General features: G+C 32.1%; 13 protein-coding genes and 1 other RNA gene. 9 read left to right on the top strand and 5 right to left on the bottom strand.

Translation table 11 applies throughout. The features are described from left to right. Positions 1 to 130 precede the first annotated feature (130 nt). Positions 131 to 535 carry an IS200/IS605 family transposase gene (gene tnpA / locus Q4Q35_RS18705; RefSeq protein WP_303279551.1) on the top strand — a complete coding sequence of 135 codons (405 nt, stop codon included), beginning with the start codon at positions 131 to 133 and terminating at the stop codon, positions 533 to 535. A gap of 273 nt (positions 536 to 808) precedes the next feature. Here the strand turns inward: tnpA and Q4Q35_RS18710 are convergent, their stop codons facing one another. After that, positions 809 to 2,578, bottom strand: a complete 1,770-nt coding sequence (locus tag Q4Q35_RS18710) for a T9SS type A sorting domain-containing protein (RefSeq protein WP_303279552.1) — start codon at positions 2,576 to 2,578, stop codon at positions 809 to 811. 180 nt (positions 2,579 to 2,758) lie between these two features. Between Q4Q35_RS18710 and Q4Q35_RS18715 the strand changes: the two genes are divergently transcribed. Together Q4Q35_RS18715 and Q4Q35_RS18720 are read left to right on the top strand one after the other, a co-directional pair. Continuing rightward, positions 2,759 to 2,953 carry a hypothetical protein gene (locus Q4Q35_RS18715; protein WP_303279553.1) on the top strand — a complete coding sequence of 65 codons (195 nt, stop codon included), beginning with the start codon at positions 2,759 to 2,761 and terminating at the stop codon, positions 2,951 to 2,953. A gap of 3 nt (positions 2,954 to 2,956) precedes the next feature. Further along, entirely contained in the window at positions 2,957 to 3,520 is a 564-nt protein-coding gene (locus Q4Q35_RS18720; RefSeq protein ID WP_303279554.1) for a DUF8465 domain-containing protein, read from the top strand. A gap of 59 nt (positions 3,521 to 3,579) precedes the next feature. Here the strand turns inward: Q4Q35_RS18720 and Q4Q35_RS18725 are convergent, their stop codons facing one another. Further along, complete coding sequence (locus tag Q4Q35_RS18725) at positions 3,580 to 4,509, bottom strand: hypothetical protein (RefSeq protein ID WP_303279555.1); 930 nt, start codon at positions 4,507 to 4,509, stop codon at positions 3,580 to 3,582. A gap of 139 nt (positions 4,510 to 4,648) precedes the next feature. Here Q4Q35_RS18725 and Q4Q35_RS18730 point away from each other — a divergent pair, with 139 nt between their 5' ends. Then, positions 4,649 to 5,791 (top strand): cysteine desulfurase family protein, encoded by a 1,143-nt coding sequence (locus tag Q4Q35_RS18730; RefSeq protein WP_303279556.1) that lies wholly within the window; start codon positions 4,649 to 4,651, stop codon positions 5,789 to 5,791. 13 nt (positions 5,792 to 5,804) lie between these two features. Here the strand turns inward: Q4Q35_RS18730 and Q4Q35_RS18735 are convergent, their stop codons facing one another. Then, on the bottom strand, positions 5,805 to 8,267 hold the full coding sequence (locus tag Q4Q35_RS18735) for a TonB-dependent receptor (protein WP_303279557.1): 2,463 nt from the start codon (positions 8,265 to 8,267) through the stop codon (positions 5,805 to 5,807). 13 nt (positions 8,268 to 8,280) lie between these two features. Continuing rightward, positions 8,281 to 9,966 carry a M23 family metallopeptidase gene (locus Q4Q35_RS18740; RefSeq protein ID WP_303279558.1) on the bottom strand — a complete coding sequence of 562 codons (1,686 nt, stop codon included), beginning with the start codon at positions 9,964 to 9,966 and terminating at the stop codon, positions 8,281 to 8,283. A 185-nt stretch (positions 9,967 to 10,151) separates the two neighbouring features. Between Q4Q35_RS18740 and Q4Q35_RS18745 the strand changes: the two genes are divergently transcribed. The 4 genes from Q4Q35_RS18745 to rny all read left to right on the top strand — a co-directional run bounded on the left by Q4Q35_RS18745 (position 10,152) and on the right by rny (position 12,564). After that, positions 10,152 to 10,442 carry a coiled-coil domain-containing protein gene (locus tag Q4Q35_RS18745; RefSeq protein WP_303279559.1) on the top strand — a complete coding sequence of 97 codons (291 nt, stop codon included), beginning with the start codon at positions 10,152 to 10,154 and terminating at the stop codon, positions 10,440 to 10,442. A 14-nt stretch (positions 10,443 to 10,456) separates the two neighbouring features. Next, positions 10,457 to 10,750 (top strand): cell division protein ZapA, encoded by a 294-nt coding sequence (locus tag Q4Q35_RS18750; RefSeq protein WP_303279560.1) that lies wholly within the window; start codon positions 10,457 to 10,459, stop codon positions 10,748 to 10,750. A gap of 55 nt (positions 10,751 to 10,805) precedes the next feature. After that, positions 10,806 to 10,933: non-coding RNA, 6S RNA (gene ssrS / locus Q4Q35_RS18755), on the top strand. A gap of 56 nt (positions 10,934 to 10,989) precedes the next feature. Continuing rightward, positions 10,990 to 12,564, top strand: coding sequence for a ribonuclease Y (rny, locus tag Q4Q35_RS18760; protein ID WP_303279561.1), 1,575 nt, complete (start codon positions 10,990 to 10,992; stop codon positions 12,562 to 12,564). 233 nt (positions 12,565 to 12,797) lie between these two features. Here the strand turns inward: rny and xerD are convergent, their stop codons facing one another. Next, positions 12,798 to 13,694 carry a site-specific tyrosine recombinase XerD gene (xerD, locus tag Q4Q35_RS18765; protein WP_303279562.1) on the bottom strand — a complete coding sequence of 299 codons (897 nt, stop codon included), beginning with the start codon at positions 13,692 to 13,694 and terminating at the stop codon, positions 12,798 to 12,800. A gap of 273 nt (positions 13,695 to 13,967) precedes the next feature. On the opposite strand from xerD, the gene Q4Q35_RS18770 reads away from it, so the two are divergent. Then, on the top strand, positions 13,968 to 14,465 hold the full coding sequence (locus tag Q4Q35_RS18770; RefSeq protein WP_303279563.1) for an outer membrane beta-barrel protein: 498 nt from the start codon (positions 13,968 to 13,970) through the stop codon (positions 14,463 to 14,465). The last annotated feature ends 176 nt before the right edge of the window (positions 14,466 to 14,641 follow it).

Consider the following 14,641-nt stretch of genomic DNA (forward strand, 5'->3'; position numbering starts at 1 on the left):
AGATGATTTCAATAATAAGTTAAGTAAATAAGAATTATTTATTTCAGTCTAAAAAACCACCGTCTAAGACGGTGGTCATGTTTTAAAGGCTTTGCCATTTTTTAGGTTTACCATCTAAAACTTTTTTAAGATGAGTAAATATAGAAAATTAACACATGTGTACTACAAATGTGACTATCACATTGTTTTCACCCCTAAGTGTCGCTTTCGAGTTCTTGAAGGTATGGTAAAGTCATTGATAGAACATGATTTGCAAGTAATCAGTACTTGGAAGGATGTGGTTATTCAAGAAATGAATGTACAAAAAGACCACATTCATTTGGTTTGTTCAATTCCCCCAAAGATATCTGTATCAGAGTTCATGGGTATTCTTAAGGGAAAAATGGCAATCAAATTATTCAAGACGTATCCCAGTTTAAGGCAAAAGCCTTATTGGGGCAATCACTTTTGGTCGAGAGGCTATTTTGTTAGTACAGTTGGTTTAGATGAGGATATGATAAAGCGATATGTGAAATATCAAGAACATCATGAATGAACCTATTGCCCCTATGGGGCTAATCTGAAAATCAAAGCCTCCGTTTTTAACGGAGGTTGTTTACTGGTCTAAACTGTAGTTAAAATTATGTGCTTTAGTGCATTTCTCTTTCAGTTTCTAAAAAAAAATGATACGAACCAGTCTATCGGTAAGCAGGTTTCACGAATTCACAAGAATTCAGTTTTACAATGTTTATTCTTTTTTGTTTGGTATTTCTCGAAGCAGACTTTCGGTCTGTCAAAATGAACCTATGAACTTCCAGTCCACAGCGGCTTAGTTTTTATTAGCTATTATAATCTTTTTGCTAAGTTCTTGATTATTATCTAAACTTATTTTAATAATATATACACCGTCACTAAGTGATTTTGTAGAGTACGTATATGCATTTTTTGAATCGTAAACTTTTTTGTTTATGACTTCTTTACCAGAAACATCAAATAAACTAAATGCTTTTATGTTTAAAGTATTCGGATTCAAAATTTTTAATTCTGAGATGTCATTATTTTGAAATACTTTTAAATCGTTTAAGCTGACTTCTGTCGTATTTAAACTTCTATTTTCATCATCAGTAAAAACAATTTTAAACCGATCGGTGTAATTATTGGCATCAAGGCTAATATTAAAATCTTGAGTTCTTAAATCGGTAAATGTATTGTTTTCTGTATCATGTACATAAATAGGTTGATCACTTTCAAAGTTTTGAATGTCGGTAATTCTAATTCTAATTTGAAATTCGCTATTTAATTTAATAGCTAAAGGGATGCTTAAATTAGTATCAAAAGGTAAAGCTTCAGCTAAATATAACTTCTCATCGACCAACCAATATGCATCAGAGGCCATTGCAAAGATTTCGTGCATTTTAGATTCCAAGCCATAATCGAAACCTTTAGTAGCAGAGCTATGAAATGTTTCTATCAGTTGTCTTGTATAGGAGTCATTAAAATCAATATTTAATCTAAAACGCTTATAATCACTAGGTATTATAGAAAAATCATTTGTACTATTAGAAACTTTACTTTTTGTATTTGAAGTTTTGAAAAACTCACTTTCAACATTTGTTTCTTTTATATATACTCTATGGCTATTTTTTGCTTTAACGGTTCCTGTTGCAGTACCTTCAACCATAAACCCTTGTCCTATCGGGATATATTGTTTAGGGGTTTTAGTACCAGTACCGGTTGCAGTAGTATTAATTGTACCGTCATTATTATAAGTGTTAAATACAGCTGGTATAGCAGTCTCTACTGTACCCGTTGCATTAATAGTATAAGTGGCATATCCGCCATTATAGTCTGCTATTTTATGTGAATCTACAGTAGGATCTTGCTCCCAAAACAGTAAAGTACCGGTAATTACTCCTGCATTTTCTGTATCATGTATATATTCTAATGCATCTAAAGCAGACGGGTACGGGTTACCAACTAAAGTGAGGTTATTGTTTGCTACGCTAACGCTTATAGTCCCATTATTAGGTTTACCTTTAAAGTCATATTGTTGGGCATCACCAGACCCTGCTGTACCTTTCATAGAAAAACCCTCTCCAGCGTTTATACTGGTTGAGTTCTGTATATGAACCCAATCTGAATATTCATCAGAAGCAATAAATTTCCAAATCCAATAAGGTTCAATATTTAAGGGACTTGATGTGCCATTATAATTAGGATCATGGACCGTACCTGCGGTAGTTGAGGTTATAAGGCCAGTAATATCATTAAGAAACGTAATTCCAAAAGGATTGTTTACAGAGCTACTGGTTGTACTACCTATAGGAGAACACCAATAATTATATTCATATTCACCCACATTTCCTTCTTGATAAACGCTAAGTTCACCAACACCAGAATTTCCTGTAGTACCTGTACCTTGTATGATTTGAGCTTCATTACGCAGATAAATGCTACTATTTGCTTCGTTTAGATTTATATCATCTTCAACAAAAACAATTTCATCGTTTACAAAAAGGTAGGCATCATTTCTTACTGATAATTGAGAGAATGCGAGGTTGCCTATAAATAGTAAAAAAAGGGTATATTTATTAAACATGGCTTTAGTAGGTTAAGTATATTAGGGATAACAAATATATATTTTTTTTTACAAATACCATTTTTTAATCGATGAAAAGCGTATTTAAACGGAAAATAATTGAAAAAATCACGATGAAAATCATTATTTAAAATCTAATTTTTAATGTAATTTGCAAGTCATAAAAAGACATATAACTAAATGAAGTATTTAAACTATATTTTAATCGTTTTAGGGGCTGTTGTTGCTGTATATGCAAAATCTGAAAAGGAACAAAATGAATTTGTTTTGATAGGAGGCATTATTATACTCATGATCGGTGTTTATAGAGTATCTAGAAATGTACCTAGCAAACATGATAGGGAAGAAGATGTTGATAATTTTGAAAACGATTAGATTATGTCTTTCAAATTAGGAGACTCGGTATTGGTTATTGATGACGATTTGTCCGGAGTAATAAAACAAATTTCAGGAAATACTATGACTATTGAAACAGCAGATGGTTTTTTATTGGATTTTAAGAGTGATGAGTTGATTGCAAATAAAACCGGCTATGCTTTTACAAAAGATTTGTTTTCGAAGGCAACTATTAAAGACATAGTTTCTGAAAAAGAACAACCTTCGAAAAGGAGGCAGATTAAAACAAAAGCAAAAGATAGGTATGAACCAACCATGGAGATTGATTTGCATATTAATAAATTAGTTAAGTCTTCAAAAGGGATGTCTAAATACGATATACAGACTCTACAATTAGATACTGCTAGGCGTCAATTAGATTTTGCTATTGCTAAGCGTATTCAAAAAATGGTATTCATTCACGGTGTTGGTGAAGGTATTTTAAAAGTAGAATTGGAATATTTATTTGGACGCTATGATAATATAAAATTCTACGAAGCTAATTATCAAAAATACGGCTTAGGAGCAACCGAAGTATATATTTACCAGAGTGCGAAACCGGATTAAATTGAGTAAAGAAGTATTTTAGAATTAACGAGTCTCGATGTATGTTTCGGAGATTTTTTTCAATTAATATCAGGTGTTTCTGTTCTTGTTTGATTTTCAGTAGGTATTATGCTGCTATCCAAAACACCAAAATCATATATGTCTAAAGAAATTAATGTTAAATCTATATTAGAAATCGTAAGTGTTACTGTATAGGTTAAAGAAATAGTATGACTTCTATATTCGGTCGCTGTTACTGTATTAGCTATATCCGGATTTAAATAATCGGCACCTATTTCACTGTTGGTGATATCGTTAGCAGGGTTTTGGTCTTGAGAGTCATTTTCTTCGTCACGAGTAGGAACATCATCATTATCATCATCGCTATCTAAATAATCAGGAGTACCGTCACCATCCGTATCTTGAGCATCGCTTAAATCACCATCTTCATCCGGATCTGGATTTTCATCTTTTGTTAAAACGTTATCACCATCATCGTCGGCATCAAGATAATTAGGTATGGTATCACCATCCGTATCATCATCTTCTAAATTTCCATTATTATTTCGATCTTCTAATTCGGCAGGAATACCATCATCATCGTCTTCTGTTAAAACAGTTTTAAGTACAGCAGTCCCATCTGTGCTTTCTATATCCTGAGTAATTACGATGTCTGAAAGTGGAATATCATTACAAAACAAATTACTTGGTAATTCAGTATTGCTATAAGTTCTATAATTAAAAGGGTTGGTTGAACTTATGGTAATAGTTTCTTCATAAGTATTATCATCTCCAACCTCAAGAATGTCAGCGATAGTAAGACCAACAACTTTTAAAGATAAAGATTCAGACGGATCATCTTTAGTTTTATAAAATACTAAATCTGTTTCTCCACAAGCATAAAAAGTTTCTTCAAAATCTAACTCTACTGTAATGACATCACCATCATCACAAGAGTATATACTTAATAAACATGTCGATATTAGAACTAAAAATAATTTACTACGCATTGATTTTGGGTTTTAAAGCAAAAATAAAGTAATTGTTATTTATAACGTAGCTTATTGATAATAATTTTATTTCAAGTATTTTTGAGCTTTAAAAGTTTTATTTAATTAGACTTATTAATGTAGGTGAAAACTACCTTTTATGAAGAATGTGTATTTTGATAATGCTGCGACTACTCAAATGAGAGAAGAGGTTATAACTTCTATTACAGAAGTTATGAGAGAGAACTATGGTAATCCTTCATCGTCTCATAGTTTTGGAAGGTCTTCTAAGGTATTAATAGAGCAATCAAGAAAAACCATCGCGCAGTGTTTAAATGTATCTGCCGGAGAAATTGTGTTTACATCTGGCGGCACTGAAGCTGATAATTTAGTACTGAGAAGTGCTGTTAGAGATTTAGGAATTACACATATAATTACATCAAAAATAGAGCATCATGCTGTTTTGCATACTATTGAACAGCTTAAAAAAGAATATGATATAACGATTAGTTATGTTAGGCTTGGAACTAAAGGAGATATTGATTATTTACATTTAGAAACGTTATTGCAAGCAAAAGGTAAAGCTCTAGTAAGTTTGATGCATATAAATAATGAAATAGGCAATATTTTAGACATACAACATGTAGCCAACCTATGTAAAGCAAACAATGCTTTGTTTCATAGTGATGCTGTACAATCTATAGGGCATTATAACATGGACTTACAAGAGATACAGGTTGATTTTTTAGCAGCGAGTGCGCATAAATTTCATGGGCCTAAAGGAGTAGGGTTTGCTTTTGTTCGAAAAAACTCAGGTTTACTACCATTAATTTTTGGAGGTGAACAAGAACGCGGGTTTAGAGCTGGAACCGAAAGCGTGCATAATATTATAGGAATTGAGGCTGCTCTAAAAAGTGCCTACTATCATTTAAATAAAGAGGTTGAGTACATTAAAGACTTAAAACGATATTTTATCGATGAGATTATAAATAATATCCCTAAAGTAACTTTTAATGGTAATTCCGATGATTTAAATAAAAGCACTTATACACTTGTTAATATTTGCTTGCCTATACCTCCTAAAAAGGCTGCTATGTTATTATTTCAACTAGATTTAAAAGGAATAGCATGTTCTAAAGGGAGTGCTTGCCAAAGTGGTAGTTCTCAAAATTCGCATGTTTTAACAGAAATTTTAAGCGATGCCGATTTACAGAAACCTTCTATTCGTTTTTCATTTAGTATTTATAATACAAAAGAAGAAGTCGATTATGTCGTTAATGTTTTAAAAGAGTTTATTGAATAATTGGTATAGCTTTTTAAAACTTCATAGTAGTTCTTACATTAAAAACTCTTGGTGTTAAATAATTAGGGATAGCGTATTGGCGTTTACTATAGACGTCTCTTACCCAAGTATTTGTTATAGAATTTTGTGCATCAAACATATTATAAATTTCAAACCCGAAAGACAGCTCTTTAAAAGGTTTTTTCCAACCCCTATTAAATTGTTTTTTATTATCTACAAGTACATACTGTAAACCTAAATCGGCACGTTTGTAATCTGGTAACCTGTTTTGGTACTCGTAAGGATCAGCGTAACTGGGAGAGCCTCCTGGCACTCCGGTATTATAAACCAAATTCAAGTATATTTTCATGCTTGGTACATTTGGCACATAGTCTTGAAACAGAGCAGCTATTTTTAAACGTTGGTCAGTAGGCCTGGCTATATAGCCCCTGTTATCTATATTTTCTTCGGTTTTTAGATATCCAAAACTAAACCATGATTCGGTACCCGGAACAAATTCACCATTTAATCGCATATCCAATCCATAGGCATAGGCTTTGGCATTATTATTTGCCCGATAACGGATACGTACATTTTCTATAGTATATGGATTTACATTAGTCAGATCTTTATAATAAGCCTCAGTAGTTAGCTTAAAAGGACGATCCCACATTTTAAAACTATAATCATTTCCCAATACGACATGAAATGATCGTTGTGCTTTTACGTTTGGTAGCACAGTACCAGTAGCATCACGAAGTTCTCTGTAAAAAGGAGGTTGGTAATACAAGCCTGTAGCAACTCTAAAAAGCATGTCTTTTTCCCAATCAGGTTTAATAGTAAATTGTGCTCTGGGACTAAATACGGTTTGATTTGTTGATGTAATGCCTGTTCCTTTAACCCCCCAATTATGTGCTCTAACACCCGCATTATACCAGACATCACTTGTTCCTAACGTAGTACGTTTACTCCATTGCACATAGGCTTGTAATCTGTTTATTTGCGTGTTATTAGTTGTTCTTACATTTTGGAATGCTTCTAATGGACCGTTGTAAGGAACATAAGGTTGTTCATTTACAGGTATGGTTCTTGGCGGTCTAATTGAGAATCCTGCAGAATCAATAACTTCCCATTCAATTAAACGATCACGAATATCTTCATTGGTATATTTTACAGACCATTCAATTCTATGATCCTCAATATTTAAATCACCTTTATGTTCTATGTTAGTTATTAGAGCGTCTAAATCATTCCGGCCATGATTAAGTTGACTACCAATACCTTCACTAAATTCAACTTCTCCTAAATTTTCGTCACCAATATTTGTATTTACTTCTCCTAATCTGTATTGTGCCAAAATATCAAAATGCTCTTCTTCGGTGGTGTGATAAGTAGAAGTTATAAGTTTGAGCGTTAAATTATCATTAGCATAATAAGTGCCTTTAAAAGCACCAAAATATGTTTGATATTGGTCTTTTTCCTGCCCTTCATAAAATACTAATAGCGCAATAGGATCGCTTAGTGTACCAAAATTGGTTTGTCTGGTTTGTGGCTCATAATTGTACTTGTTTATTGAGGCATTTCCTAAAAAACTTAAATGAAATTTATTTGTGAATTTATAAGTGAAAAATGCTTGAGCGTCTGCAAATGTAGGATTGAAGTTAGTTTCGGTTTCTTTGGCGTTTACTAGTAAACTATTATCACGATAGCGAATGCCTGTAATTGAGGTGAATTTTGAGTCCTCACTTATGGTCTCAACAGAAAGACTTCCTCCCAGCAGACTTAAATCAGCATTTATTTCAAATTGATATGGCGTTTTGTATGTAATATCCAGTACAGATGATAGCTTGTCTCCATATTTGGCTTGAAATCCACCAGCAGAAAAATCGACGTTTTGTACTAAATTTGTATTTACAAAACTTAAACCTTCTTGCTGCCCAGAACGTATTAAAAATGGGCGATACACTTCAATACCATTAACGTAAACTAAGTTTTCGTCGTAATTACCACCACGTACCGAGTATTGTGTGCTTAATTCATTGTTGTTGCTTACTCCTGGAAGTGTTAACAATAAATTTTCTACTCCGGCATTGGCACCAGGGATTTTTCTAATGGTTTCGGGTTTTAAAGTAATAATACCTTCAACGTCTTTGCGTCTGTTATTTGTTACAACAACGGTAGCAATTTGTTCAATAGAAGTACTCATTACTGGGTTGAACTCGTATTCCTCTCCGCTTTTTAAATGAAAGGTACTAACAATTTTTTTGTGTGAAAGATGCGTAAATTCAACTACAACATCTCGATTAGCTTCAATTTCAAAAATATAAAAGCCATTTGTATTAGTTACAGTTCCACGGTTTCCTGTTTTGATATTTACTTTTTCAACAGGCTGGTTATTTTCATCTAATATAACACCTTTAATTGTTGCTGTTTGCGAATAACTAACAGTAATTATGAAAAAAAATATAAAAGAAGTTAATAATAGTTTTGTTTTCAAAAGCGTACAAAATTTATTTTCGATAAAATAACGTTTCAAAAGTAGAATTATTTCCAAGATTATCTGTAACTATTACCTTTAAATTATTTTTAGTATCCGTAATGATGCCATCATTAAAATCGTGAGTAAGTGTTTTTGTTTTATAATCGTATTCCATTAAAATCCATTTACCGTTTACTGTAGCTCTATATTTGGAAATTCCGGAAAGCTTGTCATCAATTTTAATTTTTAAGTAACGATATTTACTTAACCACTGCCCGTCTTTAAAATTTTTGGCCGTAATTATAGGTTTTATACTATCTGTAGCTAAAGTAAATGTCCCTAACGTTTTTGTACTCGCTATTAAAAGCTTTCCTTTTCTTTTAGTAGATGTATAAATTGGAAATTTGTTGTAATTTGATAAACGCGCGATGTATAATTTAGAGATATCTTTATCTGTATATGCACTTACATCATATGTAATATTGAATTTTTTCTTAGCAGCTACAACATTTTTATGCAAAAAAAGTGTATCGTTTTTTACTTCAAAATCAATGTAAAAATCATCATAAAACGTATTCTTATATAAATCAACAGAAACGTTTCCTTTCTTTAAATGGATTGCTTTATTAGCTTCTATATGATAAGGTGTTATAACTTTTTTTTGTGGCTCGGAGATACAGTCTTTTGTGCCTTTTATATGTATGGTTACCCATGACTCATTATTTTTATAATCGGTAACTCTAACTTTATATACCGAATATGTGCTATCCTGTATAGATAAATAGCCATTATTTGTTACAGATTTATAGATACTTAACGGATTGTTTTTTTTGAATAATTTCTGAATGCGTTGTTTTTTCGTAGTGAAATGCTCGTAATCGATAAGTTGGTTGATGTGCTTGGTTTCGCTAAACGAGAACGTTCTAAAATCTAATTCGAAATTTTGCCTGCCATTAAAAAAGGTCCGAATGTTGTAAACACCATTAGAATTTGCTGCTAAATCCTGTCTATCTATAGTTTCAATACCAAAACCAATGTTTCCGTAGGCTTCTATATTTTTAATAGTATAATCACCATTTTTTAGTGGAATTAATTGTAACTTTTGTTTGGTACTAGCTTTGTTTACAAAAGATTTTTCATCTAAAGGGTACGCATAAATCGATTTTATGATGGGATTTGTAGAATCTTTTACATCCATGCCAAAAAGCATTGGGTTTATAGGGCGTTCCTCTTTATCGCGAATTTCGAAATGTAAATGTGGCCCTCCAGAGCCTCCTGTATTTCCACTATAACCTACAATACTGTTTTTTATAACTGGTAAGGTTTCTGCATTGGGAAATAACTCGATTTCAAACGATTCTTTTTCGTATTGATGCTTTTTAATATAAGCTTCAATATCCGGAGCAAATTTCTGTAAATGTGCATAAACCGTAGTGTAGCCATTTGGGTGCGTTATATACAATGCTTTTCCGTAACCGTAATGAGATACTTTTATTCGGCTTACAAACCCGCTGGCCGAAGCTTTTATTTTTAAACCAGTGCGCTGTTGTGTTTTTATATCTAAACCAGAATGAAAATGATTAGAACGCAATTCGGCAAATGTACCGGACAATATTAAAGGAACCTCTAGCGGGCTATTAAAATAATCCTGAGGATAATTGTTTTGAGCATTTAAAAAAAATGAAAATGCAATAAAAAGAAATAGTGTAAATCGCATAGAAAAGTATTACGGCTAAAATATTAATTTGAAATGGATATGCAAAGAATAAAACAATAATCAGACCATAATCAAACTATTTGTTGAAAATGGGTGATAATGAAAGATTTGAAATTTTATGAAAAAACAATTGTAATTTATAAACAGGTATGTTAACTTTGTGAGATAAGTATTGAAATTTGTAAATGAGTAATATTGAAGATATTGTAGATTCTTTAGAAAACAAGATTAGCAAAGTATTACACAAATTAGAGCTTTTAAAAAATGCTAATTCTAAATTAAAAGAAGAATTAGAAGTTTCGAAACAAGAAATTCAAAACCAAAAATCACTTAATGTGAGTTTGGAAGAAAAGTACGAAGCTTTAAAAGTAGCAAATACAATACTTGGTAGTGACGATAATAAAAGAGAAACGAAGCTTAAAATAAATGCACTAATAAGAGAGATAGATCATTGTATTACACAACTCTCAGATTAATGTAACATAATTCAATGTCAGAAAAGCTTAAAATAAAGCTCTCTATAGCTAATAGAGTATATCCTTTAACTATTGAAGCAAATCAAGAAGAAGGATTGCGTAGAGCTGCTAAGAATATTGAGGTTATGATTAAACAGTTTGAGCAAAGTTATTCTGTTCGAGATAAACAAGATGTTTTAGCCATGTGCGCATTGCAATTTGCATCTCAAGTAGAGCAGAAGTCTATTGATAAAGAGAATGTAAATGAACATGTAGCGGAAAAGCTAATAGAGCTTAATGACTTATTACATTCGCATTTAATCTCTTAACGTTCTTTAAAATAAAATAAAAGTTACTGCCTACATTGGTTATTTTTTTTGATAAACTCAACGTTAATTCTTTAAAAAGGGTGAGTTTAAGCTGTAAAAGCATGCTGCTAGTATTGATTTATTTCAATACTTGAGCAGACCCTTGATCAGTTTGTTAGCCCTAAACTTGTTTTTAAGGAGTTTATACAAAACTTTATACTGGTGTAGGCTTTTTTATATATACTAACTAATTAATTACGATGGATAACTCAATTATATACGCAGTAGTAGGTGCTGTTTTAGGGCTTATAATAGGCTTTATTATAGCAAAAAGAGTTGAAAAGAATAATGCCTCTAAACTGGTAAAGGAAGCGAAAAAGAATGCCGATTTAATTTTTAAAGAAGCGAAAGGAGAAGGAGAAAGACTTAAAAAAGATAAAATTCTTCAAGCTAAAGAAAAATTTATAGAACTAAAGTCAGAACATGAAAAAGTAATCTTGTCGAGAGATAAGAAAATGGCTGAAGCCGAAAAGCGTACACGCGATAAAGAATCACAAATATCAAATGAACTTTCAAAAAACAAAAAGCTTAATGAAAGTATAGAAAATAAAATAAAAGATTACAATCATAGGCTGGATGTTCTTGATAAGAAGCAAGAGGCAATAGATAAACTCCATAAAAACCAAGTACAGCAATTAGAGGTGATTTCCAGTCTTTCTGCAGAAGAAGCCAAGGAGCAATTAGTAGAATCTTTAAAAGGAGAGGCTAAAAATGATGCAATGGCATACATTCAAAGTGCTTTAGAAGAAGCTAAGCTAACAGCAGAGCAAGATGCCAAAAAAGTTATTATAAATACAATACAACGTATCGGGACAGAAGAAGCTGTAGATAACTGTGTGTCTGTATTTAATATTGAATCGGATGATGTTAAAGGGCGTATTATTGGTAGAGAAGGTAGAAATATTCGTGCCATTGAGGCAGCAACAGGCGTTGAAATAATAGTAGACGATACACCAGAAGCTATTATATTATCTTGTTTTGATTCTGTAAGAAGAGAAATTGCACGTTTATCATTACATAAATTAGTAACAGACGGTAGAATTCATCCGGCACGTATTGAAGAAATTGTAAGGAAAACAAAAAAGCAAATTGAACAAGAGATTATTGAAGTTGGAAAACGTACTGTAATTGATCTTGGAATACATAACTTAAACCCAGAACTTATTAAAATGGTGGGGCGTATGAAGTATCGTTCTTCATACGGACAAAACCTTCTACAACACTCACGCGAAGTAGCAAAACTTTGTGGTGTTATGGCTGCGGAATTAGGACTTAACCCAAAACTTGCTAAACGAGCTGGTTTATTACATGATATAGGTAAAGTGCCAGATGCAGAAGCAGATATGGAAACACCTCACGCTATTCTTGGAATGCAATGGGCTGAAAAATATGACGAAAAAGCAGATGTATGCAATGCTATTGGTGCGCATCACGATGAAGTTGAAATGAAATCGTTACTAGCTCCAATTGTACAAGTTTGTGATGCAATTTCTGGAGCACGTCCAGGAGCTCGTCGTCAAGTTCTTGATAGCTATATACAGCGTTTAAAGGACTTGGAAGATATTGCTTTTGGTTTTACAGGTGTTAAGAAAGCTTATGCTATTCAAGCAGGTAGAGAACTAAGGGTGATAGTTGAAAGCGAAAAAGTGGATGATCAAAAAGCAGCAGATTTATCATTTAGCATATCTCAAAAAGTACAAACCGATATGACATATCCGGGTCAAGTTAAAGTAACAGTAATTAGAGAAACGAGAGCTGTTAATATTGCTAAGTAATGAATTCCTGCGAAGGCAGGAATCTTCTGAATTGAATTAAAAAAAGACACGAATTACACGAATCTATATGTTATTTAGGTCACGTAGTATGAGCTAAATAAACGAATCAAGAAGCCTATATAGTATTGAAATCAATCTGTATAAAGGTCAATTGGTGAAAATTCGTGTAATTCGTGTCTAACTTTTATTATCCATTATATGTGTTGAAGATGCCAGTTGGATTTAATTGTCAACTATTTCCTGGGATGGTATTTTTCTACAACTTTGGTTAAATGACTCTTATCTAAGTGTACATAAATTTCGGTTGTAGTAATGCTTTCGTGACCAAGCATTAGTTGTATAGACCTCAAATCGGCTTCATTTTGTAGTAAGTGAGTAGCGAACGAGTGTCTAAAAGTATGTGGAGAGATGTTTTTCTTGAGTCCGATTTTTTCTGCTAATTGCTTAATGATAGTGAAAACCATAGCTCTGGTTAATTGTTTTCCTCGTCTATTTAAAAAAAGAGTGTCCTCGAAACCGGCTTGAATGTTTAAATGATTTCGAATTTCTTTTCTATAAATGTTAATATATTTTTGAGTAATATCAATAATAGGTACAAACCGTTGTTTATCACCTTTTCCTGTAACCTTTATAAAGCCTTCATCAAAAAACAGATCAGAAATTTTAAGGTTAGTGAGCTCGCTAACTCGCAATCCACAACCATAAAGCGTTTCTAACATAGCGCGATTACGTTCGCCTTCTGGTTTACTTAAATCTATGGCGTTTATAATGGTGTCAATTTCTTCTTCGCTTAGTGTATCTGGTAACTTTCTGCCAATTTTTGGTGATTCAATGAGTTCTAAAGGATTTGAACTTCTATAATCTTCAAATACTAAATAACTAAAAAAACTACGCAAACCAGAAATTAAACGTGATTGTGAACGGGCGTTTACGCTTTTAGCAACATCGTATATAAATCCTTGAATTATTTCTGTAGTAATTGTGTCTGGAGAGGCACTGATGTTGTGATTCTCTAAATAAGAAATAAGTTTTTTAACATCTCTCGAATAATTGTCAATAGAATTTTCGGATAAACCACGTTCTATCTTTAAATATAATTGATAATCTTTAAGTGCATTTTGCCATTTCATGTTATGTAAAAATAAAGCAAATCTTTGGATTTTTGGCAGACAGCCCCCTTTTTAGGTTATTGTGAATTTATGTAATTGAAAATCAATAACATGAATATGTTTTGTTTAAATTGTGAGTTTTTTCTTTGTGTTTTTTGTATATAATCTGGTCTTTAAAAGCCCGATTAAAAGCATATTTATTTGTTAAAATATACTTTTTGTCAGTTTTTGTTTTGTACTTGTAAATGAATAATTTTTATTTGTGCCTATTAATAAAAACAAACAAATCTATTTATGAAAAAATTATTACTATGTGCTGCTATTGCAGTATTCGGACTTACAAATGTTAATGCTCAAGGAGGTTTTAATGCAGGAGCCAGCCTTGGTTTACCTATTGGAGATGCGGGAGATTTTACAACATTTAATATTACTTTAGATGCAAATTATCTTTGGGGTCTTTCAGATAGTGTTGGTATTGGTGTAGCTACTGGTTATTCACATTATTTTGGAGATTCTATTAATATAGTTACAACATCTATTGATTACGATGATCAACAATTTTTACCTATAGCTGCTGCTGGAAGATTTAACCTTTCAGATAAGTTTAAGCTTGGAGCAGATATAGGCTATGCAGTTGGTATTAATGATGATAATGATGGCGGCTTTTATTATGCACCAAAAGCTCAATATGGTGTTTCTGAGCTGATAGATATTGTATTAGCTTATAGAAGTATAAGTGTAGAAGGCGGTAGTTTTGATGCATTAACCTTAGGCGTTGAATTTGGTTTTTAAGAAATTGAATAAATTAAAAAAGAGAGACTGCTTGAAAAAGAGGCCACTGAAAAAGGTAGTTCTTTTTCAAATGTAATTTTAAAAGCGATTAAGAAAAAGGTAATATTTCTTAATCGCTTTTATGTTTTGTGTAATTTTTTGATATGGGCTTATATATGAAGTTAAAAAATGCTTCA

Origin of the sequence: Flavivirga aquimarina (assembly GCF_030540835.1) — a bacterium.
Lineage (GTDB): Bacteria > Bacteroidota > Bacteroidia > Flavobacteriales > Flavobacteriaceae > Flavivirga > Flavivirga aquimarina.

Bases quoted from the DNA above. Each gene is read 5' to 3' on its own strand.
- tnpA (WP_303279551.1), top strand. From the start codon at position 131: ATGAGTAAATATAGAAAATTAACACATGTGTACTACAAATGTGACTAT.
- Q4Q35_RS18710 (WP_303279552.1), bottom strand. From the start codon at position 2,578: ATGTTTAATAAATATACCCTTTTTTTACTATTTATAGGCAACCTCGCA.
- Q4Q35_RS18715 (WP_303279553.1), top strand. From the start codon at position 2,759: ATGAAGTATTTAAACTATATTTTAATCGTTTTAGGGGCTGTTGTTGCT.
- Q4Q35_RS18720 (WP_303279554.1), top strand. From the start codon at position 2,957: ATGTCTTTCAAATTAGGAGACTCGGTATTGGTTATTGATGACGATTTG.
- Q4Q35_RS18725 (WP_303279555.1), bottom strand. From the start codon at position 4,509: ATGCGTAGTAAATTATTTTTAGTTCTAATATCGACATGTTTATTAAGT.
- Q4Q35_RS18730 (WP_303279556.1), top strand. From the start codon at position 4,649: ATGAAGAATGTGTATTTTGATAATGCTGCGACTACTCAAATGAGAGAA.
- Q4Q35_RS18740 (WP_303279558.1), bottom strand. From the start codon at position 9,966: ATGCGATTTACACTATTTCTTTTTATTGCATTTTCATTTTTTTTAAAT.
- Q4Q35_RS18745 (WP_303279559.1), top strand. From the start codon at position 10,152: ATGAGTAATATTGAAGATATTGTAGATTCTTTAGAAAACAAGATTAGC.
- Q4Q35_RS18750 (WP_303279560.1), top strand. From the start codon at position 10,457: ATGTCAGAAAAGCTTAAAATAAAGCTCTCTATAGCTAATAGAGTATAT.
- rny (WP_303279561.1), top strand. From the start codon at position 10,990: ATGGATAACTCAATTATATACGCAGTAGTAGGTGCTGTTTTAGGGCTT.
- xerD (WP_303279562.1), bottom strand. From the start codon at position 13,694: ATGAAATGGCAAAATGCACTTAAAGATTATCAATTATATTTAAAGATA.
- Q4Q35_RS18770 (WP_303279563.1), top strand. From the start codon at position 13,968: ATGAAAAAATTATTACTATGTGCTGCTATTGCAGTATTCGGACTTACA.